Here is a 20,928-nt window from a genome sequence, read left to right as displayed (position 1 = left end):
CGGAGACTCGCAAGCGTGCTTCCGGCCAGCGCGTTGCGGAAGCGCCTGCGGCGCCCTTTTTCCTGGCTACCAAGACCATTCCGCCGCGACTATCGGCCGGTTTGATCGATCGTCCACGATTGCTCGAACGGCTCGCCCAGGGGCGCGACAAGCGGCTGACGGTCATCAAGGCGCCGGCCGGCTTTGGCAAGACATCGCTGTGCATTGCGTGGCTTGACCAGTTGCGGGCCGATGGCGCACGCGTGGCCTGGCTGTCGGTTGACCAGGAGGACGACGAACCGGCGCATTTTCTCGGACATCTGGCGCAATCGCTGTACCGCGCCTGTGCCGCCGAAGGTACTCCGCCGGGGCAAGCCGGCGATGTGTCGCTGCTGGTGCCTCGCGCGGTGGTTGCCACGCTGGTCAACGCGCTGGCCGAAGTCGATGACGAGTTGTTCCTGTTCGTGGACGACTACCACCTGATTCACACCGAGTCGATTCACGAGGCCGTGGCGCTGCTGCTGGCCCACGCGCCGTCCAACTTTCATCTTGTGCTGGGCACGCGCGAGGACCCTCCCCTGGCGCTGGCACGGCTGCGGGCCAGCAATGCGCTGCTTGAAATCGATGCGGCGATGCTGCGCTTCAGCGCCGACGAAACCCGGCGCTTTGTCCAGCGCGAATGCGAGGGCGGCCTGCCGCAGCCTTCGGTAGACGCCTTGCATGCTTCGACCGAAGGCTGGGCGGCGGCATTGCGCCTGTCCGCCCCCATGCTGGCCCGGGGTCAGCCCGGCACTTGGGTGCCGCCCTCGGGCACGGCGCGTCCGATCGCGGCCTATCTCGAGGAAATGCTGGCCTGCCAGACCCCGGCACTGGTCGATTTCATGGTGCGCACCGCGATTCTCGACCGGTTGTCGGCGTCGCTGTGCCTGGCCGTCACAGGCGCGGCAGACAGCCAGACCATGCTTGAAGCACTAGCCACGCGCCAGTTGCTGCTGGATCCGCTGGATGTCGAAGGCCGATGGTTTCGCTATCACCAGTTGCTGCGCGACTACCTGCGCCAGCGGCTTGAGGTATCGCCAGACATCGACGTTGCCGATCTGCACCGGCGCGCGTCGCGCTGGTTTGCTGCACAGGCGCTCTGGACCGACGCCGTCTGGCATGCGCTGGAGGCAGGCGATGCCGCCGATGCCGTCGCCCTGATTGGCCGTTGTGCGATGTCGCTCGTGCGCAAGGGGGATCTGATGACGCTGCTTGGCTGGCAGCGGCACCTGCCGGCCGACATCATGCGAGGCCAGGTTGACGTGCGTCTGGCGCTGGCGCGCGGCATGGCACTGGCGATGCGTTTCGGAGAGGCATCGGAGATGGTCGAAGCCATCGAGCAGGACGCGGTGCAAGGCCCCACCGGGGATCGCGAGCGTTACCTTTGGGAATGCCGGGCGATACGCGCCCTGCTCACTGCCCTGCGTGACGATGCCCAGGGCGCGCTGCGGCTTGCCGAAGCCTGCCTGAGCCATCCGCTGTCGGACGATCCGTGGATTATCAACGTGCTCAGCAATGTCGTGCGGTTCGCGCACTGGAAATCCGGCGATCTCGAACGGCTTTACGCCACGCACTGGATCCCCTACTCGCCCGACGAAAACCGGCGGTATCCGCTGTCGTCGGTCTACAGGCTCTGCCTGCTTGGCCTGGCCGAACTGCAGCAGATGCGTTTCGACGTGGCCGAGCGCTACTTCCTGCAGGCGATGCGGTTTGCCGAGGAGCACGCCGGCCCGGCCTCCACGGCCGCCGCACTGTGCGCGCCGGCGCTGGCCCAGTTGCGCTACGAGCAGGACCGGCTAGAAGAAGCCGAAACGCTGCTGGTGGAACGCATGTCGGTCATCGATGCGGCGGTACTGCTGGACAGCGTGCTGGTGGCCTACACGCTGCTGATCCGCATTGCAGCGGCGCGCGGCCATCTCGACCAGGCCCATGTCTGGATCGAACGGGCGCTGAATATCGGCCATCAACGCGGCTGGCACCGGCTGGTGGCCGCCATCCTGCTGGAGCGTGTCCGGCTGCTGCTGGCCGAAGGCCGCGCCCGGGAGGCCGCCTCGTGCGTGGAGCAGATCGACCGCCTGGTGAATACCGTCGATGCGCCCGATTGCGAGGCCTGCGCCAGCGAACTGGACCGCTATCGGACCCTGGGTGCGGCCAGCCTGGCCATGGCCGGAGCGCGCCCCGACGAAGCCGTGCGCCTGCTGGATGCCCTGCTCCAGCGCTTTCCGCAGCGGCGGCCCGACTATCTTGCATTGCGCGCACGCACGTTGCTGGCGCTGGCCTGTCAGGCCAGTGGCGCGGTGGAACGGGCCGTCGAGGAATGCAGTCGGGTGCTGGCCTCCATCGAATCGGCGCGTGCCTACCGGACCATCCTGGACCAGGGGCCGGGCGTCAGGGCCCTGCTCGAACTGGTCCGGGGGGCCACCGGCGCCACCGGCGACAGCAAAGAACGCCTGGCCTGCATCGACGAACTGCTCGAGCGCTGCAACGAGCGTTACCAGATGCGGCAAAAGGCGTCGTCGGCGTCAGTGCGCGAGGCACTGAGCGCGCGCGAGGGCGGCATCCTGACGTTGATTGCCGCCGGCCAGTCGAACAAGGAAATCGCACGAACCCTGGGGATCGCCCCCGAGACGGTCAAGACCCATATCAAGAGCATCTTCGTGAAGCTGGCGGTCGAAAAGCGTGCGCATGCCGTCGCACGCGCGCAGTCCCTGGGCCTGGTGGCCGGGCACTGAGCGCGGCGCCAACGCCACTTTCGGCTTCGCTCTCCCCCGCCTCCCCCAAACGCGCTGCCCCGACCCGGTCCCCTGTTCGGGGGATACGGCTACGCCCGGCGCCCCGCCAACATGGCATCCATACAAGGCGCCGCCTGAATCCCGCCAGGGGTGACGGCTCCGGCGCACCACAGACTTTCCCCTTTCGTCTGGAATTCGCAGGAGACACACCCATGGACGCGATGCATGACACCGCCCCCACCGCTTACGCCTATCCGCTGCTGATCAAGCAGCTGCTGCACACGCCACTCGGCCAGAACCCCGATCAGGAGATCGTGTATCGCGGCACGCACCGCCAGACGTATCGCACGATGCGCGAGCGGATCGGGCGCCTCGCCAACGGGCTGTCGCGCCTGGGCGTGCAGCACGGCACCACGGTGGCCGTGATGGACTGGGACAGCCATCGCTACCTGGAGTGCTATTTCGCGGTACCGATGATGGGCGCGGTCCTGCAGACCGTGAACGTGCGCCTGTCGCCGGACGAGATTGCCTACACAATCAACCACGCCGGCGCCGAGGTGCTGCTGGTGCATACCGACTTCCTGCCCGTGCTGGAATCGATCCGCAACCGGCTCGACACCGTGCGCGTCTTCGTGCTGATCGACGACCTGGACGGCGCGCCGGCCCCGCTCACCATCCCGTTCAGCGCCGAGTACGAAGACCTGCTGGCGGCCAACGCGGTGGCGTACGACTTCCCCGATTTCGACGAGAACACGCGTGCCACCACGTTCTACACGACTGGCACCACGGGCCTGCCCAAGGGCGTGCATTTCTCTCACCGCCAGCTGGTGCTGCACACGATCACGACGATGGCCGCGCTGGCCAGCCCGATGTCGGGGCAGCGGTTTCATCGCGGCGACGTCTACATGCCGGTCACGCCGATGTTCCACGTGCATGCCTGGGGCATGCCTTACGTGGCTACCGTGCTGGGCGTCAAGCAGGTGTACCCGGGCCGCTATGCGCCCGACGCACTGGTGAAGCTGGCCAGCGATGAAGGCGTGACCTTCTCGCACTGCGTCGCCACCATCCTGCACATGCTGCTGAACTGCGAGGCCGCGAAGACCGCCGATTTCAGCCGCTGGAAGGTGATCATCGGCGGCGGCGCCCTGCCCCATGGCCTGGCGCGTGCCGCAGTGGAACGTGGCATCGATGTCTTTGCCGGCTACGGCATGTCCGAGACCTGCCCGCTGCTGAGCCTGGCCCAGATTCCCGAGAACACCCAGCCGCGCGATCTCGACGACGAGATTCGCCTGCGCTGCAAGACCGGCCGCCCGGTGCCGCTGGTGGACCTGCGCATCGTCGACGACGCCATGGACGACGTGCCGCACGACGGCAAGGCCAGCGGCGAGATCGTGGTGCGTGCGCCGTGGCTGACCCAGGGTTATCGCAACAATCCCGAGGCCTCCGAGGCGCTGTGGCAAGGCGGCTACCTGCACACGCAGGACATCGCGAACATGGACGCCACCGGCAGTATCCAGATCACCGACCGCATCAAGGACGTGATCAAGTCAGGCGGCGAATGGGTGTCGTCGCTCGAGATCGAAAGCCTGATTTCGCAGCACCCGCGCGTGTCGGAAGTGGCCGTGATCGGCATCAAGGACGACAAATGGGGCGAGCGCCCCGTGGCGCTGGTGGTGCTCAAGCCCGGCGCCGGCGTCACGGCCATCGAGGAAGACATCCGCGATCACGTGATGACCTTCAGCAGCACGGGCCGCATCTCGAAATATGCCGTGCCACAGACCGTACGCATCGTCGACGCGCTGGAAAAGACCAGCATCGGCAAGCTCAACAAGAAGCTGATGCGCGAGCGCTTTGTGGCCTGACCCTAGCGAACCCATGAACGAATGCACGAGTGAACGAGTGCGAGGAGACAACAACATGACCATTGCTGGCTACAGCATGAACACCCTGGGCGAATTCGTCGGGCGCGAGCTTGGCGTATCGGGCTGGCTGATCGTCGATCAGGCTCGCGTGGATGCCTTTGCCGACTGCACGGGCGATCGCCAGTGGATTCACGTCGACGTGGACCGCGCCCAGCGCGAGAGCCCGTTCGGCGGGACCATCGCGCACGGCTACCTGAGCCTGTCGCTGCTGGCCGCGCTGTCGATGGAAGTGGGCGTGGTGCCTCACGACGCCAGCGCAGGGCTGAACTACGGCCTCGACAAGGTGCGTTTCCTGGCGCCGGTCAAGGCAGGTGCACGGGTGCGCAACCGCGTGACGCTGGCGGCGGTGGAAGACAAGGGCGACGGCCGGGTCATCGCCCGGATGATCAATACGCTGGAAATCGAAGGTGAAACCAGGCCGGCGCTGCTGGCGGAATCGCTGGCGATGCTGATGGCGGCGCGCTGAGGCCGCAGGCCAGAGCCGAACCGATGTGGTGTGAGGAACAGTAGAACAATGCAAGCCAATCTTGAATCCCCCGTACGCGCACTGGCCGCGCCGGAAGGCGTGAACCAGGAAGCCGGCCGTGCGGCCACGAACCAGCCCAGGCTCAATCCGTTTATCGGGCTGCGCCCGTGCGACGTGCTGGACACCGTGCGCCAGGTGGGCGCGCAGACTGTGCGCCAGCCGGGCCTGCTGGTCGAGCAGACCGCCGCGCTGACGCGCGAACTGGTGGCGGCGCTGGCCGGCACCGGCGGCCCCGCGCCGCAGAAAGGCGACAAGCGCTTTATCGACAGCGCCTGGCAGAGCAACCCGTTCTATCGGGTGGCGATGCAGAGCTATCTGGCCTGGTGCAACGCGCTGGGTGGCTTTGTCGATCGATCGGCACTGGACGATCGCAGCAAGGAGCGCGCGCAGTTCGTGCTGCAGTTGATGACCGACGCGCTGGCACCCACCAACACGCTGCTGGGCAATCCGGCCGCGCTGCGCAAGATCATCGAATCGGGCGGCACCAGCCTGGTCTCGGGCGTGAAGAACGCCGTGATGGATGCCGTGCGCAACCAGGGCATGCCGTCGCAGGTCGACACGTCGGCCTTCGAGGTGGGCAAGAACCTGGCCACGTCGCCCGGTGCGGTGGTGTTCCGCAACGAGGTGCTGGAGCTGATCCAGTACAAGCCGGCCACGGCCAAGGTGCATGGGCGCCCGCAGCTGATCGTGCCGCCGCAGATCAACAAGTACTACGTGTTCGACCTGTCGAAGGGCAAGAGCATCGTCGACTACCTGCTGCAGAGCGAATTCCAGGTGTTCGCCGTGAGCTGGCGCAATCCCACGATCGAGCATCGCGACTGGGACATGGACACCTACGTGTCCGCGCTGATCGAAGCCATCCACGCGGTGCGCGAGATTACCGGCAGCGACGACGTGAACCTGCACGGCGCCTGTTCGGGGGCCATGACCATGTCGGCGCTGATGGGCCACCTGGAGGCACGCGGCGAACGGCTGGTCAACGCCGCCACGCTGATGGTGGCCGTGCTGGACAGCAGTGCCGAATCGCAGATTGGCCTGTTCGCAACCCCCGAGAGCATCTCGGCGGCCAAGCAGAACAGCATCATGAAGGGCGTGCTGGAAGGCAACGAAATGGGGCGCGTGTTCGCGTGGATGCGACCCAACGACCTGGTCTGGAACTACTGGATCAACAACTACCTGCTGGGCAATGCGCCGCCGGTGTTCGACATCCTGTACTGGAACAACGACACCACCCGGCTGCCGGGCAAGTTCCACGGCCAGCTGCTGGACATCTTTGCCGGCAACGTGTTTTCCCGGCCCGGCGCGCTGACCGTGCTGGGCACCCCGGTCGACCTGTCCAAGGTGTCATGCGACAAGTACATCGTGGGTGGCATCACCGACCACATCACGCCCTGGAAGGGTGTTTACAACACGGCGCGCATGTTCGGCGGCAATACACGCTTCGTGCTGAGTTCGAGCGGCCATATCCAGAGCCTGATCAACCCGCCGGGCAATCCGAAAGCCAAGTTCTTCGTGAACGCCGATGCGGCGCTGCCCGAAGATGCCGACGCCTGGCTGGGCGGCGCCACCGCGCAAGCGGATTCGTGGTGGGACAACTGGCGCGTATGGCTGGCCGAGCGCTCGGGCGACCGGCGCGATGCACCGGCCCAGATGGGCAGTGCAAGCCACCCTGCCCTGTGCAATGCGCCGGGCACCTACGTCACGGGCGCCTGATCGCTGGCGATCGTCGCATCGAACGTTTCTTTTCTCAACAGCACCACTAGCATGAAGACCATGGAAACTACTGCATCGAAGTCATCGTCGGCCAACCCGGTTGGCGGCCTGTTTTCCGCCTACACCAGCGCGCTGCAACGCCTGCGCCTGCCCGGCTTTGACGTGGGCGCCATTGGCGAGGCGCGCCGCAAGGACCTGGCCGCGCTGGCCACGATCAACCTCGCGCTGCTCGACGGCGTGCAGGCATTCAGCCAGAAGCAGGCCGAAATCGTGCGCGGCACGTTGTCCGGCCTGCAGGACCGCATGCTGCAGTCGGGTGTGGCAGGCGGCAGCGCCACGGCCACGGGCGCGGTGGAACTGACGCAGAGCGCGCTGCACAAGTCGCTGACCAACCTGCGCGATCTGGCCGACATCGCCCAGAAGACGCAAGTCGACAGCGTGGCGGCAGCCACCAAGCGAATCGCCGAGAATGTGGAGGAACTGAAGGCGCTGTTCAAGCCCGCGCAGTGATCGCGGATCATCATGCAAGCCCGGCGGGCGCCTACCGGGGCGCCCGCGACAAGGACAACCAGATGAATCAGGCAGCGTGCCAAGCCCAAACCGGCGGCAAACTGGACATTCGCACCATTGACCTGGACGGCCGGACGCTGCGCGTCGGCATCCGTCGCGGCAGTGGCGGCACCCCGCCCCTGCTGCTGTTCAACGGCATCGGCGCCAATCTGGAGCTGGTGGAACCGCTGATCGCGGCGCTTGGCGACGTGGAGGTCGTCATTTTCGATATTCCCGGCGTCGGCGGTTCGCCCACGCCGGTCATGCCGTATCGCTTCTCCAACCTTAGCCTGCTGGCGGACAACCTGTTGACGCACCTGGGCTATGCCGGGCAGGTGGACGTGCTGGGGGTCTCGTGGGGCGGCGCGCTCGCACAGGAGTTTGCGCATCTCTATCCCCAGCGCTGCCGGCGGCTGATCCTGGCGGCAACGTCACCCGGCGTCATCATGGTGCCGGCCAGGCCGTCGGTGCTGGCAAGGATGATCGGGCCGCGCCGCTATACCGATCCCGCCTATCTGGAAAAGATCGGCGGGGATCTGTACGGCGGTGCCTATCGTCATGACATCGAACTGCTGCGCGAGCACAGCCGCCATATCGAGCCGCCGCGCGGACGCGGGTACGTCTACCAGTTGCTGGCCGCCTGGGGCTGGAGCAGCCTGCCGTGGCTGGGCGGCCTGCGCCAGCCCACGCTGGTCATGCATGGCAACGACGACCCGATCGTGCCGCTGGCGAACGCCAAGATCCTGGCGGCGCGCATCCGTCAGGCCAGGCTGCATGTGATCGACGATGGTCACCTGTTCCTGGTGTCGCGTGCGGCAGACGTGGCGCCCGTGATCCGCGGGTTCCTGCGGCAGGACCTGCATTGAGCCGCGCATGAGCGACCGCGCCGGACTTCCGCCAACCGAGTCGGAGACGTCCGGCGCCCTGCCCGCCGCTGCGGGCCAATCTCATCGACCCGACCAGCGCAGTGACCGCGACCTGCGCCGCATGCGCACTACCGCAACCGGCCTGCTGCTGGCGATGCTGGCGCTGCTGGTGGCGAGCGTGCTGGGCCAGCCCCATTACCCGTGGCTGGCCTGGGTACGCGCCTTTGCCGAGGCCGGCACCGTTGGCGCGGTGGCCGACTGGTACGCGGTGGTGGCCCTGTTCCGGCATCCGTTCGGCGTGCCGGTGCCCCATACGGCGGTGATCCCGCGCAACCAGCAACGCATCGCCGAAAGCCTGGGGACCTTTGTGGAGCGTAATTTCCTGACGCCCGAAGTCATCGTCAGCCGCTTGCGCACGCATAACACCGCACAGGCGGTGGCCGCGTGGCTGGTGACGCCAGGCAACAGCCGCGCGCTGGCCGATCCGGCCGTGGACGCGTTGCCGGCCCTGCTGCGCGTGTTCGACGACGACGAGGTTGCCCGCCTGATCCAGCGCGGGGCGCTGCCGGGCCTGCGCGCGCTCGATGTGTCGGGCATCGCCGGCCATCTGCTGCAGATCCTGACCGAGACCCAGCGGCATCAGCCGCTGCTGGAGCGCGCCCTGACCGCGCTGGAGCAATGGCTGGCCGAGAACGCCGGCCTGCTGCAGGCCAAGTTCAGCGAGGCGTCGCGCTATACGCCGGTGCGGCTCGATGCGTACATCGTCAACAAGTTCGTGGAAGGCGTGATCGCACTGCTGCACGAGGTGCGCACCGAGCCTGATCATCCGCTGCGGCAGCAATTCGACGAAGCCGTGCTGGCCATGATCGACAGGCTGCGCACATCGGAACGCTACCGGCGCATCGGCCGGCTATGGATGCGCGACTTCCTGCGCCACCTGGAACGTGAGGACAGCTACCGCGCGCTCTGGCAACGCGTGCGCGACTGGATCAGCGCCGATGCCGTTCGGCACGATTCTCTGGCGCGCGCCATGCTGGCCGACCTGCTGGCATCGCTCGGCGCCAGCGTACGCGACGATCCCGCCTTGCAGCGCAAGCTGAACGCCTGGTGGCTGCATTGCGTCCAGCTCACCGTGAGCCGTTACCGTCATCTGGTGCCCATGCTGATCGCGGAAGTGGTCAAGGGTTGGGATGCCAACGAGATCAGCCGCAAGATCGAACTCGAAATTGGCAGCGACCTGCAGTACATCCGCATCAACGGCACCTTCGTCGGCGGCATGGTTGGCGTGCTGCTGCACGCGGCGATGCTGCTGATCGCGGGCTGACCCAAACGGCGCAAAACGAGGCTTCGACTGCTGCGGCGCGTCATGACCGGCGGCCGGCCGGCATCCGGGAAAGCCCCATACCGCATATTGGTAATACCACTTTACCTGTCCAATACCCTGACCTAGACTCGGTTCAACTCGGCATGCGTGCGGCGCGGGATTGGGTCGCGGGCATCCGGATCTGCACCCCCTAAAAGAAGCAGAACGCAGGAGACCCGAGTGAACGACGACAATCCGCCGGGGCCGCCCAAAAGGCGCAGCCAGGCATGGTTTGGCCGACTGGATCGCGATGGCTTCATCTATCGGTCCTGGCTGAAGAATCGCGGCATTCCCCATGACCAGTTCGATGGCCGGCCGGTCATCGGCATCTGCAATACCTATTCCGAACTGACCCCCTGCAACTCGCATTTCCGGACGCTGGCCGACCAGGTCAAGACCGGCGTGTGGGAGGCCGGCGGCTTTCCGCTCGAATTCCCCGTGATGTCGCTGGGGGAAACCATGCTGCGCCCCACCGCGATGCTGTTCCGCAACCTCGCCAGCATGGACGTGGAAGAATCGATTCGCGGCAATCCCATTGACGGCGTGGTGCTGCTGATGGGCTGCGACAAGACCACCCCGGCGCTGATGATGGGCGCGTCCTCCGTCGACCTGCCCACAATCGGCATATCGGGCGGCCCGATGCTCAGCGGCAAATTTCGCGGGCAGGAACTGGGTTCCGGCACCGACGTCTGGAAGATGTCCGAGGAAGTGCGCGCCGGGCAGATGTCGCAGGAAGACTTCTTCGAGGCCGAAGGCTGCATGCACCGGTCGCACGGCCATTGCATGACGATGGGCACCGCCTCCACCATGGCCTGCATGGTCGAGTCGCTGGGCATGGCCCTGCCAGGCAACGCGGCAATTCCCGCCGTGGATGGGCGCCGCAATATCCTGGCGCGCGCCTCGGGCCGGCGCATCGTCCAGATGGTCAAGGACAACCTGGTGATGTCGAAGATCCTGACACGCCAGGCCTTCGAGAATGCCATCAAGGTCAATGCCGCCATTGGCGGGTCCACCAATGCGGTGATCCATCTGCTGGCCATTGCCGGGCGCATCGGCGTGAAACTGAACCTGGACGACTGGGATGCGCTGGGCCACGCCCTGCCCTGCCTGGTCGACCTGCAGCCGTCCGGCCGGCACCTGATGGAAGATTTCTACTACGCCGGCGGGCTGCCCGCGGTGATCCGGGAACTTGGCCCGCTGCTGAACCGCGACGCGCTGACCGTCAACGGCAATACGCTCTGGGACAACTGCAAGGACGCGCCGAACTGGAACCGCGAGGTCATCCACGCCTTCGACGCGCCCTTCAAGCCGCACGCCGGCATTGCGGTGCTGCGCGGCAACCTGAGTCCCGATGGCGCGGTCATCAAGCCGTCGGCAGCCACCCCGGCGCTGCTCAGGCACACGGGCCGCGCGGTGGTGTTCGAGGACAGCGAGGACATGCACCGGCGGCTCGACGACGAATCGCTCGATGTCGACGAGAACTGCGTGCTGGTGCTGAAGAACTGCGGCCCGCGCGGTTATCCGGGCATGGCCGAAGCGGGCAACATGCCGCTGCCGCCCAAGGTGCTGCGCAAGGGAATTACCGACATGGTGCGGATTTCCGATGCCCGCATGAGCGGCACCGCCTACGGCACCGTGGTGCTGCACGTCACGCCCGAGGCCGCTGCGGGCGGGCCGCTGGCGCTGGTGCAGAACGGCGACATGGTGGAGCTGGACGTGGAAGCCCGCAAGCTGCACCTGCACGTATCGGACGAGGAGCTGGCGCGAAGGCGCGCGGCCTGGCAGCCGCCTGCGCCGCCCATGGAGCGCGGCTGGACGCGGCTGTATTTCGAGCACGTGCAACAGGCCAACCTGGGCGCCGACATGGATTTCCTGGTGGGCAAGAGCGGCGCTGCCGTGCCGAAAGACAACCACTGACGCACCATCCCGGGCACGGCCGCCCCGCAGGGCGGCGCGGCGCCCGACAAGGAGACGCAACGCATGGCATCGGTTCAGATCCGCGATGTGCAGAAGTCCTTTGGCGGCACGCAGGTCATACGGGGCGTCAGCATCGACATTCCCGATGGCGAGTTCACGGTGCTGGTGGGCCCGTCCGGCTGCGGCAAGTCCACGCTGCTGCGCATGCTGGCCGGCCTGGAGGAGATTACCGGCGGCGAGATCGCCATCGGCGACCGCGTGGTGAACCGCCTGCCGCCCAAGGAACGCGACATCGCCATGGTGTTCCAGAACTACGCGCTCTACCCGCACATGTCGGTCTACGACAACATGGCCTTCTCGCTGAAGCTGGCAGGGGTGCCGCGCGAAACCATCAGGACCAAGGTGGACAAGGCGTCGGGCATCCTGGGCCTGGGCCAGCTGCTGGACCGCTACCCGCGCCAGCTTTCCGGCGGCCAGCGCCAGCGCGTGGCGATGGGCCGCGCCATCGTGCGCGATCCGCAGGTGTTCCTGTTCGATGAACCGCTGTCCAACCTCGATGCCAAGCTGCGCGTGCAGATGCGCGCCGAGATCAAGGAACTGCACCAGCGGTTGCGCACCACGTCGGTCTACGTCACGCACGACCAGATCGAGGCCATGACGATGGCCGACCAGATCGTGGTGATGCGCGACGGCCGCGTGGAGCAGCGCGGGCGGCCGCTGGCGCTCTACGACCATCCCGACAACCTGTTTGTGGCCGGATTCATCGGGTCGCCGGCCATGAACTTCGTGCCGGGTGTGCTGCGCCGCCAGAACGGCGAGGCCCGGGTGGAGTTTCCCGACGGCACGCTGCTGCCCGCCCCCGCCCGCCTGCAGGACGGCGCCGGCACCGACGGCCAGCGCGTGATCTACGGCGTGCGGCCCGAGCACCTAGCCTATGGCGCGCCGGGCCAGGGCTTTCCGACCACGGTCACGGTGGTGGAGCCAACCGGCGCCAATACCGAGGTGTACTCGCGCTTCGGTGAGACCGATTTCATTTCAGTGTTCCGCGAACGTCACGACTTTGCTGCGGGCCAGGCACTGCATCTGGTGCCCGACCATCAGCACACGCACCTGTTCGACGCCGAATCGGGCCAGGCGCTGCCCCGCCAGACCGCACGGCAATAACCACCCTTGGCATGACCATGGAGGAGACACAGCAATGAGCCATTCCGGAAACTTCACAAGGCGCGATTTCCTGGTATCGACGGCGGCCGTGGCTGCCACCACGGCGCTGGGCACCCCGGCGTATGCCGCCACCCAGCTCCAGTACAAGCCCGAGGCCGGCGCCAAGCTGCGCGTGCTGCGCTGGAAGCGCTTCGTGCAGGGCGACGAAGACCTGTGGAATGCCAACGCGAAGAAGTTCAGCGAGCTGACCGGCGTGGAAGTGCGCATCGACAACGAAGGCTGGGAAGACGTGCGGCCCAAGGCGGCCGTGGCGGCCAGCGTGGGCACCGGGCCGGACATCGTACTGGGCTGGTTCGACGACCCGCAGCAATACCCAGACAAGCTCGTCGACGTGACCGACGTTGCCACGTACCTGGGCAGCAAGCACGGCGGCTGGTACGACGTCTGCAAGAAATACGGCATGCACAGCGGCAAGTGGATTGCCGTGCCGCTGGGCGTGGTGGGCAATGCGCTGGTCTACCGCGAAAGCCACGTCAAGGCCGCGGGCTTCGACAGCATCCCCAAGGACACGGCGGGCTTCCTGAAGCTGTGCCAGGCGCTGAAGGCCAAGGGCACGCCACCCGGCTTCGCGCTGGGCAAGGCCGTGGGCGACGGCAATAACTGGGCGCACTGGCTGCTGTGGTCGCACGGCGGCATGCTTGTGGATACCAAGGGCAAGGTGGTGGTGAATTCGCCCGAGACCTGGGCTGCGCTGGAGTACGCCAAACAGCTCTACCCCACGTTCGTGCCCGGCACGCTGTCATGGCAGGACCCGTCGAACAACAAGGCGTTCCTGGACGGGCAGGTCAGCCTGACCGCCAACGGCATCTCGGTCTACTACGCGGCCAAGAATTCGAAGGAGCCCAAGCTGCAGGAGATGGCGAAGGACATCCAGCACGCGCACTTTCCGATCGGCAAGAGCGGCAAGCCGACCGAGCTGATGCAGATCACGCAGATGATGATCTTCAAGTACTGCAAATATCCGAACGCGGCCAAGGCGTTCCTGCAGTTCATGATGGAGCCCGAGCAGTACAACCCGTGGATGGAGGCCGCCATCGGCTACGTGAGCCAGCCGCTCAAGGAATACGAGGCGAACCCGATCTGGACGGCCGATCCGAAGCACACCGTGTACCGCGATGCGGCATCGCTGATGCTGGATAACGGCCACGCCGGCCCGCTGGGCACGGCATCGGCGGCGGCCATGGCCGACTACATCGTGCTCGACATGGTGGCCGAGGCGGCCAGCGGATCGAAGACGCCCAAGGAAGCCGCGGCCCGCGCGGCGCAGCGCGCCGAGCGCTACTACAAGGCCTGACGCGATGCAGAATACCGCTGCGACGCCGCCTGCCTCGCAGCGGCCCCCTGCCCAGCCGGCCCGGCGATCGATGCTGTCCCGGCTGTCCGACAACCGCCAGGCGCTTGGGCTGCTGTTCATGTTGCCCACGGCGCTGCTGCTGCTGATCTTCCTGACCTATCCGCTCGGGCTGGGTGTCTGGCTGGGCTTCACCGACACCAAGATCGGCCGGCCCGGGGCGTGGATCGGGCTGGACAACTTCGCTTACCTGGCCAGCGATTCGGTGACCCAGCTGGCGCTCTTCAACACGATCTTCTACACACTGTTCGCCAGCGTGCTGAAGTTCGCGCTGGGGCTGTGGCTGGCACTGCTGCTGAACCGCAACCTGCCATTCAAGTCGTTCTTCCGGGCCGTGGTGCTGCTGCCGTGGATCGTTCCCACGGCCTTGTCGGCGCTTGCGTTCTGGTGGATCTACGATGCCCAGTTCTCGGTCATCAGCTGGACGCTGGTCAAGCTCGGGCTGATCGACCGCTATATCGACTTTCTGGGCGACCCTTGGCTGGCACGGTTTTCGACGATTGCGGCCAATGTCTGGCGCGGCATCCCGTTCGTTGCCATCTCGCTGCTGGCCGGGCTGCAGACCATCTCGCCCACGCTGTACGAGGCGGCCTCCATCGACGGCGTGACGCCGTGGCAGCAGTTCCGCTACGTGACCCTGCCCCTGCTGACGCCGATCATCGCCGTGGTGATGACGTTCTCGGTGCTGTTCACCTTTACCGATTTCCAGCTGATCTACGTGCTCACGCGCGGCGGTCCGCTCAATGCCACGCACCTGATGGCTACGCTGTCGTTCCAGCGCGCCATTCCGGGCGGGTCGCTGGGCGAAGGCGCGGCACTTGCCACGATGATGGTGCCGTTCCTGCTGGCGGCCATCCTGTTCTCGTATTTCGGCCTGCAGCGGCGCGCGTGGCAACAGGGAGGCGACAAATGAAAACCAAGGCGGTGGAGAACGAATCGCAAGGCATGGAGTATCTGCAGTCCGTGCCGCGCCGCTGGGTGACGCTGTATATCCCCATCGGGGTATTCCTGTTCGTGCTGCTGTTCCCGTTCTACTGGATGGGCATCACGGCCTTCAAGCCCGATGGCGAACTGCTGATGCAAAGCGCCAATCCGTTCTTCGTGATGGCGCCGACACTGGCCCATTTCAAGAAACTGCTATTCAACACGCCCTACCCGGCCTGGCTGCTCAATACGGTCATTGTCTCGACGGTGTCCACGTTTGCGTCGCTGGCGGCCAGCGTGCTGGCGGCCTACGCCATCGAACGGCTGCGCTTCCAGGGTGCCAAGCAGGTGGGGCTGGCGATTTTCCTGGCCTACCTGATTCCGCCGTCGATCCTGTTTATTCCGCTGGCGTCGATCGTGTTCCAGCTTGGGCTGTTCGATACGCGCTGGGCCCTGATCCTGACCTATCCGACCTTCCTGATCCCGTTCTGCACCTGGTTGCTGATGGGATATTTCCGCTCGATTCCGTACGAACTGGAGGAATGCGCGCTGATCGACGGCGCCACGCGCTGGGAAATCCTGGTCAAGATAATCCTGCCGCTGGCCGTGCCGGGGCTGATTTCGGCAGGGATTTTCGCGTTCACGCTGTCGTGGAACGAGTTTATCTACGCGCTGACGTTTATCTCGTCGTCGGAGGTAAAAACCGTACCGGTGGGTATCGTCACCGAACTGGTGGAAGGCGACGTCTACCACTGGGGGGCGCTGATGGCCGGAGCACTGCTGGGTTCTCTGCCGGTGGCCGTGGTGTATTCGTTTTTCGTGGAGTATTACGTGTCGGGCATGACCGGGGCGGTCAAGGAATGACCGCCCAGACTTACCCTGGCCGATTCATCGCGGCTGGCCGCCGGTCACGATATGGGTGGCGTCGGCCACGCTGCCTGTATTCAGCCTGACACAGCGTGTCCTCAGCATCTTGTCGATTCGCCACCATTGCACGGTTTCGACGCAGGAGTTGCCAGGGCAGAATAGTTCCGCGTGAACCGGCGCACGATTCATCAGGGATCGGACGATACGCAGCGTATATCCGTCGTTCAGCAACTGGACGAGGCGTTTTTGTTGTGGGGACAATGCCATGAATAGTGCGGTCAGAAAAATACGGGCAACGTGCGGGAAGCCGTTGCCCGCACATGAAATCGCCAGCGGGTACGCAGCGATTTCGCACTAACGACCGATTATGCCGGTTGATTAATCAAACGGCGCTGCACGTAATCTGCACATTTCGGACATTTACGTGATCATGGCAGCACTAAATGTTGTGTCAGACGCATACCTACCCAAAAATAACTATTTTGAGTGAGGCACCAGGGGCGGCGTCTGGGTCATGCCCAGGAACGCGAAGGCAATCTGGATCAATCCGACGGTCAGGCCCAGCGTGGCCCCGACTTTCCACGCCAACGCGTAGTTGTGCATCAGGTCATAAAGCCAGCCACCCCCAAAAGCCCCGATAAAGCTGCCGATCTGGTGACTGAAAAACGCCACCCCGGCAATCATGGCCTGCCAGCGCAGCCCAAATGTCTGCGCAATCCAGCCCTGCACCAGCGGCGATACCCCCAGCCACAGGAAACCCATGACTGCCGAGAAAATCATCGTGCTTTCCGGGGTTGGAGATACGTGGAAAAACCAGATAAATCCGATCGAGCGGCAAATATAGATACCGCCAAGCAAGAGCAGTTTGTTGACCCGGCCGCCGGCCCATCCGAAAAACAGGCTGCCCAGCACGTTGAATCCGCCAATCAGTCCCAGCGCCTTGGCCGAGAGCATTGGGTCCATGCCGCAAATATCGAGATACGCCGGCAAATGGGTGGTCAGGAATACCAGTTGCATGCCGCAGACGGTATAGGCCAGCGCCATCACCACGAACGGCGGATGGCGCAGCGCGGTCATCAGCGCGTGCCGGCCGCTCTGCTCTGCCTGCGCGCGGGTGGGCACCTCGCGCACCTGGTCGACCCGGCCACCAAACCAGGCAGCCGGCAGCATGATCAGCGCCAGGATCACGAACGACGCCAGGCCCATGCGCCAGCCCCACTCGCCCGAAATGCCCTGGCCGAGCGGCGCCGCAATCATCGCGCCCAGCGAGCCGGACGCCGACACACAGCCAAGCACCAGGCTGCGCACCTGCGCACTGACCGCGCTCGATGCGGCGGCCATCGCCATGGCCGTGCCCGTGCTGGCCATCGCCATGCCGATCAGCACCCCGCCTCCCAGCACCACCGCCCACATGCTGTGGGCCGTCGCCAGCAATACCAGCCCGACGATATACAGCAGCGAGCCGCCCACCATCAGCGGCCGGAATCCGCTTCTGACCGCCAGCGCGCCGGCAAATGGCTGAAGCACGCCCCAGGTGAGGTTCTGCACCGCCACGGCAATCGTGAAATCGCCCACGGAGATCCCGATATCGCGCGTCAGCGGCGGCACGAAGATGCCAAGGCTCTGCCGCAAGCCCATGGCGAGCGACAGCATGACGGAGGCGCCGATCAGGATCGGCATGACGGGGCGCAGCGAGGATAGGCGAGACATGCGTAGGCTCTTGTTATAGGCGGCATGCCGGGGGAGCAGCCGCTTCAGCCATTTTCGTTGAATCGTCAAGGGTTTTGTATGCTCGGGAATACTGAGAAGGCACTGCCCTGCAGAAGCCGGAACGGATTTCGGCCCATATGTAGAACGGATCGACCACATTTGTGCAGGCGCACCGGAATTCCGCGTGGAATTGACGCGCTGCCTGGCTGCTGGGGCCTGTTTCGGATGCCCTCCTCGATGCCCTGACAACAGCCCTTTTTTGTCCCCTTCTCAATCACATTGCGATAAGTTTTCTTATCGCAATAGTTCTGCGGCGATCTGAAACGATACCTGCAGAATCGGGGCCCCAAGGCCGGCCCATCCACGCATCCTTCAAAGTGCTCCCTTGCAAGGTCAAGACGCGGGTCGACCGGGCTCCCGACATCCATCGCCAAAAAGCCTGTAACCCTGTGATCTGTCGGGCGAATTCAATCTCGAAGCCCAGGGGTGAAACCTGACGCTCCAGGCGTCATTACTGAACGTTCGTGCGGAACGCGCGGCACAAAATGCCATGCCCCAGCCTCGGGATCAAAGACGGCGATCTGGTTCATGTCCCGCACATCGATATCACCTCGAAAATCTCTTGCCGGTCGACACATTTCTTTCAGCGCGCGGTGGTATCGCGCTGCATCCCACAGGCTCTGGTTGGCAGCGGTCTCCTGCCACGCAAACAGCCCCGTGCTCTCGAAGATGAGATCGACCTCTTGCCAGATATGAAGATCGGTGCGCAGCGACACACGCTCCCCCATTGGGTACGCATGCACCGCATCTGGAATGCTATAAGCCTCCAATCCGCCGTGCGGCCCCCTGATCAGATGCTCATCTTTCGCGCAGAACCCGCAGATGACCTCCACACGAACAAAACCATCCGCGCGGGCGAGACTGAGCCAACCGGGATCAAGCTCATCGAGCCGAACGTGGGTGTGCGTGCTTGACGATGCTTTGCCGCTGCGCGACGAGTGCAGCATGGCATCGAGCGGCGACAGGTAAGTCGTCAGCATGATTTCACCTTCCCAATGATTCGCAAGAAGGCGCGCACTTTCCTTGCCGTTGGGCAACCGGTCCGTGAGACGCACGCAATAAAGCGTGGGCGGCGTCAGGATCGTCGTCATGCCGCGGCCTCCGTCTGCTGTCGAATCAGGTCTTCCGCCTCGGCGCGCGTCAGCGCGCCGTCGCGCTGGCGCTGAGGCTGTTGTACCCACATCCGCTCCAGGTCTTCGCGCGAGGGTTTCCCTCCTGGTCTACTGCGCTCACCGATATAGTCGTCGGCATAGGGACGCGCGTACGGATCGTTGGGCATGGGCTTGCAGGCCGCCTCGATCTCCGGTGGCCATACGGGATCGCTGCAGGTCACCAGCACGAGCCAGCGGGCGAAGGCATCGAGCAGGACGAACGGAAGGAATATGATGTCGCTCAGGGCACCGAGGGCGCTGGAGCTTTTGCCGCACCGGCAGATCTTGTACCCCTCCCAGAAGGTCTCCCGTGGCGCCCAGAAGTGATGAGGCTCAGGCAATCCGGCTGGGCCATTCTGCATGTAGCGGCGGTAGTACTCCCATTGTGCGTGGATCGCTTCGAGCGACAGCGCGAACTGGCCGAGCACGAAGGCCCGCACCACGTTGCCGTCGGCGTCAAGCTGGTAGTGGCGGATATCGTACATGTCATAGGCGCGCGACAGCCCGCCCATGCGTCGGTGGCCCACACAGAAGAATTCGTCCTCGCTCCAGGGGACTTCCCAGATGCCACCGGCGTCCTTGGTACGGATGGCGTAGATGCGGCGCGTCTTGCGGTTCAGCCGGATCGGGCGGCGCTTCAGCGTGAACATGTTCCGCCGCATCGGATCGAAGGCCAGCAGGCCGAAGAAGCCGCCAGCGGACAAGGTAATTAATGCACCGATAATCGTGCCAGGCCAATATCCGCCCTTCGCCATCATTTCGGCACTATCTCGGAACGGACTCGTTGCGGCGAGCAGGCCAAGAGTAAGGAGTAACACAGTTGCCGCTGAACAGATCAACCAAAGCATCCCCACGTTCTGCATGCGCGATTGCGACTCGTCAGTGATCTCCAGGCAAGTCGAGTCGATGCGATAGACGTTACCGTACTCCACGGCTTCGTCAATCGCGGGGCGGCTGATGGATAGCCTGTGCTCCAACTCCCACTGCCCCAGCGGCTTGCCTACTTGCCGAAAATAGAACGGCGTGCGTTCATCCTTGGTCGGAAATTTCATCGCTTGCCCTTACTTGATGTCCTGCGCGAATCTGCGTAAAACTCGCCGTGCGGGAAACCAGTCGCACTCCACTGAACAGGCTCATGCGCCGCTGATCTCGCGCGTGCCGGCGCCAATGCTGCCCGCCGGTCCGGTGCCCATGCCGTTCAGCTCGAGACGTACGGTCAGTTCGCGACCGTTCATGGCACGCAGATCGAAATTGCCCTCGGGCCCGTGGAAGTTGTAAGCCTTGTCGGGGGTCTTGAGTTCGATCTCGTACTGGTAGAGGCTGCAGAGGTGTTCCGCGCCCTCCATGCGCACGAAAGTAAAGGGGGATTGCCCAGGAATCTCCGGCAGCGCAGGGCCGGAAACCGTCACGGTGCGGGCGAACGGCAGGTTGTCGCGGATACCCATGCGGGCGGCCTCCTGAGAATAGGATTGCCACGGAGGGTCGGTGATGCGCGCAAAGCACCCTCTGCGGAGCAGCAGTGATGCTAGCCGCAAAAAGTGCGTTGGAAGCGCTAATTATTGCTGGATACGTGTAAATTAAGGCATTTTAAGACTATTACTAGTCGTCATTAGCCACATTTTGCTGTTGCCCGCCGATGCGGCGCCCCAGCCTGCGCTGCCGCGTGCCGGGCGTCGTCCCGGCAGTTTTGGCGGGGGATCTACGAATCCCGGCCGACCCTCAAGACCGCACTGGCTTAGCATCACGTCATGATGCAATTCACAACCGCACCCCACGAGGACCGGATTGCTCGCCAGTACCCTTACCGCTTGTTCAATTCGCCCCAGTCACACTCTGATACACAGTCGTTTGCCGCCCTTCGTTGCGGCGCTGCAATCGACCGTTGCCGTCAGCCAGTTGAAAGGCTTTGTACTTCTCACCGTGCAAATCTGTTCGCGCACTACCCATGCTTGCAAGATCTACCTGCGCGCAGAGGCCTCGGCTTAATTTCGCGCTAAGGCACGCCACTTCTGAATCAGCGGCTTACTACAAACAG

The 20,928-nt window shown here is 64.7% G+C and carries 17 protein-coding genes; 12 read left to right on the top strand and 5 right to left on the bottom strand.

Annotated elements, in window-relative coordinates; all coding sequences use genetic code 11:
* Positions 1-119: 119 nt before the first annotated feature.
* The 12 genes from A9J21_RS11300 to A9J21_RS11245 all read left to right on the top strand — a co-directional run bounded on the left by A9J21_RS11300 (position 120) and on the right by A9J21_RS11245 (position 15,969).
* Positions 120-2,750, top strand: a complete 2,631-nt coding sequence (locus A9J21_RS11300; protein WP_231906883.1) for a LuxR C-terminal-related transcriptional regulator — start codon at positions 120-122, stop codon at positions 2,748-2,750.
* 212 nt (positions 2,751-2,962) lie between these two features.
* On the top strand, positions 2,963-4,612 hold the full coding sequence (locus A9J21_RS11295; RefSeq protein WP_156545795.1) for a fatty acid--CoA ligase: 1,650 nt from the start codon (positions 2,963-2,965) through the stop codon (positions 4,610-4,612).
* A gap of 55 nt (positions 4,613-4,667) precedes the next feature.
* Positions 4,668-5,138, top strand: a complete 471-nt coding sequence (locus A9J21_RS11290) for a MaoC family dehydratase (RefSeq protein ID WP_066735594.1) — start codon at positions 4,668-4,670, stop codon at positions 5,136-5,138.
* A 48-nt stretch (positions 5,139-5,186) separates the two neighbouring features.
* Positions 5,187-6,911, top strand: a complete 1,725-nt coding sequence (locus tag A9J21_RS11285; RefSeq protein ID WP_082926349.1) for an alpha/beta fold hydrolase — start codon at positions 5,187-5,189, stop codon at positions 6,909-6,911.
* A gap of 60 nt (positions 6,912-6,971) precedes the next feature.
* Positions 6,972-7,421: a TIGR01841 family phasin gene (gene phaP, locus A9J21_RS11280; protein ID WP_066735619.1), complete on the top strand. Its 450-nt coding sequence runs from the start codon at positions 6,972-6,974 to the stop codon at positions 7,419-7,421.
* A gap of 62 nt (positions 7,422-7,483) precedes the next feature.
* Positions 7,484-8,326 carry a poly(3-hydroxyalkanoate) depolymerase gene (gene phaZ / locus A9J21_RS11275; protein ID WP_066735614.1) on the top strand — a complete coding sequence of 281 codons (843 nt, stop codon included), beginning with the start codon at positions 7,484-7,486 and terminating at the stop codon, positions 8,324-8,326.
* Positions 8,327-8,333: 7 nt separating this feature from the next.
* Entirely contained in the window at positions 8,334-9,650 is a 1,317-nt protein-coding gene (locus A9J21_RS11270; protein WP_066735592.1) for a DUF445 domain-containing protein, read from the top strand.
* A gap of 219 nt (positions 9,651-9,869) precedes the next feature.
* Complete coding sequence (locus A9J21_RS11265) at positions 9,870-11,606, top strand: IlvD/Edd family dehydratase (protein WP_066735591.1); 1,737 nt, start codon at positions 9,870-9,872, stop codon at positions 11,604-11,606.
* A 63-nt stretch (positions 11,607-11,669) separates the two neighbouring features.
* Positions 11,670-12,770: an ABC transporter ATP-binding protein gene (locus tag A9J21_RS11260; protein WP_066735590.1), complete on the top strand. Its 1,101-nt coding sequence runs from the start codon at positions 11,670-11,672 to the stop codon at positions 12,768-12,770.
* A 34-nt stretch (positions 12,771-12,804) separates the two neighbouring features.
* Entirely contained in the window at positions 12,805-14,124 is a 1,320-nt protein-coding gene (locus A9J21_RS11255; protein WP_066735589.1) for an ABC transporter substrate-binding protein, read from the top strand.
* A 70-nt stretch (positions 14,125-14,194) separates the two neighbouring features.
* The gene (locus A9J21_RS11250) at positions 14,195-15,094 is read left to right on the top strand and encodes a carbohydrate ABC transporter permease (RefSeq protein ID WP_066735584.1); all 900 of its coding nucleotides are present in this window, start codon (positions 14,195-14,197) and stop codon (positions 15,092-15,094) included.
* The gene (locus A9J21_RS11245; protein WP_066735581.1) at positions 15,091-15,969 is read left to right on the top strand and encodes a carbohydrate ABC transporter permease; all 879 of its coding nucleotides are present in this window, start codon (positions 15,091-15,093) and stop codon (positions 15,967-15,969) included. The genes A9J21_RS11250 and A9J21_RS11245 overlap by 4 nt, the downstream gene beginning before the upstream one ends.
* A 24-nt stretch (positions 15,970-15,993) precedes the next feature.
* Here the strand turns inward: A9J21_RS11245 and A9J21_RS11240 are convergent, their stop codons facing one another.
* The 5 genes from A9J21_RS11240 to A9J21_RS11220 all read right to left on the bottom strand — a co-directional run bounded on the left by A9J21_RS11240 (position 15,994) and on the right by A9J21_RS11220 (position 20,338).
* Positions 15,994-16,239 (bottom strand): hypothetical protein, encoded by a 246-nt coding sequence (locus A9J21_RS11240; protein WP_156545793.1) that lies wholly within the window; start codon positions 16,237-16,239, stop codon positions 15,994-15,996.
* A gap of 210 nt (positions 16,240-16,449) precedes the next feature.
* Positions 16,450-17,682: an MFS transporter gene (locus tag A9J21_RS11235; RefSeq protein WP_066735576.1), complete on the bottom strand. Its 1,233-nt coding sequence runs from the start codon at positions 17,680-17,682 to the stop codon at positions 16,450-16,452.
* A gap of 467 nt (positions 17,683-18,149) precedes the next feature.
* Positions 18,150-18,833 (bottom strand): hypothetical protein, encoded by a 684-nt coding sequence (locus A9J21_RS11230; RefSeq protein ID WP_066735573.1) that lies wholly within the window; start codon positions 18,831-18,833, stop codon positions 18,150-18,152.
* Complete coding sequence (locus A9J21_RS11225) at positions 18,830-19,945, bottom strand: DUF6708 domain-containing protein (RefSeq protein ID WP_066735570.1); 1,116 nt, start codon at positions 19,943-19,945, stop codon at positions 18,830-18,832. The genes A9J21_RS11230 and A9J21_RS11225 overlap by 4 nt, the downstream gene beginning before the upstream one ends.
* A gap of 81 nt (positions 19,946-20,026) precedes the next feature.
* The gene (locus tag A9J21_RS11220) at positions 20,027-20,338 is read right to left on the bottom strand and encodes a hypothetical protein (RefSeq protein WP_066735567.1); all 312 of its coding nucleotides are present in this window, start codon (positions 20,336-20,338) and stop codon (positions 20,027-20,029) included.
* Positions 20,339-20,928 lie beyond the last annotated feature (590 nt).

It is taken from the genome of Cupriavidus sp. D384, from assembly GCF_001652915.1.
In the GTDB taxonomy this organism is placed as follows: Bacteria; Pseudomonadota; Gammaproteobacteria; order Burkholderiales; family Burkholderiaceae; genus Cupriavidus.
This window is presented reverse-complemented; position numbering and strand designations above follow the sequence as displayed.

Coding starts and splice junctions, on each gene's coding strand:
- A9J21_RS11285 (WP_082926349.1), top strand. CDS start 5,187: ATGCAAGCCAATCTTGAATCCCCCGTACGCGCACTGGCCGCGCCGGAA.
- A9J21_RS11290 (WP_066735594.1), top strand. CDS start 4,668: ATGACCATTGCTGGCTACAGCATGAACACCCTGGGCGAATTCGTCGGG.
- phaZ (WP_066735614.1), top strand. CDS start 7,484: ATGAATCAGGCAGCGTGCCAAGCCCAAACCGGCGGCAAACTGGACATT.
- A9J21_RS11225 (WP_066735570.1), bottom strand. CDS start 19,945: ATGAAATTTCCGACCAAGGATGAACGCACGCCGTTCTATTTTCGGCAA.
- A9J21_RS11250 (WP_066735584.1), top strand. CDS start 14,195: ATGCTGTCCCGGCTGTCCGACAACCGCCAGGCGCTTGGGCTGCTGTTC.
- A9J21_RS11270 (WP_066735592.1), top strand. CDS start 8,334: ATGAGCGACCGCGCCGGACTTCCGCCAACCGAGTCGGAGACGTCCGGC.
- A9J21_RS11235 (WP_066735576.1), bottom strand. CDS start 17,682: ATGTCTCGCCTATCCTCGCTGCGCCCCGTCATGCCGATCCTGATCGGC.
- A9J21_RS11245 (WP_066735581.1), top strand. CDS start 15,091: ATGAAAACCAAGGCGGTGGAGAACGAATCGCAAGGCATGGAGTATCTG.
- A9J21_RS11230 (WP_066735573.1), bottom strand. CDS start 18,833: ATGACGACGATCCTGACGCCGCCCACGCTTTATTGCGTGCGTCTCACG.
- A9J21_RS11295 (WP_156545795.1), top strand. CDS start 2,963: ATGGACGCGATGCATGACACCGCCCCCACCGCTTACGCCTATCCGCTG.
- A9J21_RS11220 (WP_066735567.1), bottom strand. CDS start 20,338: ATGGGTATCCGCGACAACCTGCCGTTCGCCCGCACCGTGACGGTTTCC.
- phaP (WP_066735619.1), top strand. CDS start 6,972: ATGGAAACTACTGCATCGAAGTCATCGTCGGCCAACCCGGTTGGCGGC.
- A9J21_RS11240 (WP_156545793.1), bottom strand. CDS start 16,239: ATGGCATTGTCCCCACAACAAAAACGCCTCGTCCAGTTGCTGAACGAC.
- A9J21_RS11260 (WP_066735590.1), top strand. CDS start 11,670: ATGGCATCGGTTCAGATCCGCGATGTGCAGAAGTCCTTTGGCGGCACG.
- A9J21_RS11255 (WP_066735589.1), top strand. CDS start 12,805: ATGAGCCATTCCGGAAACTTCACAAGGCGCGATTTCCTGGTATCGACG.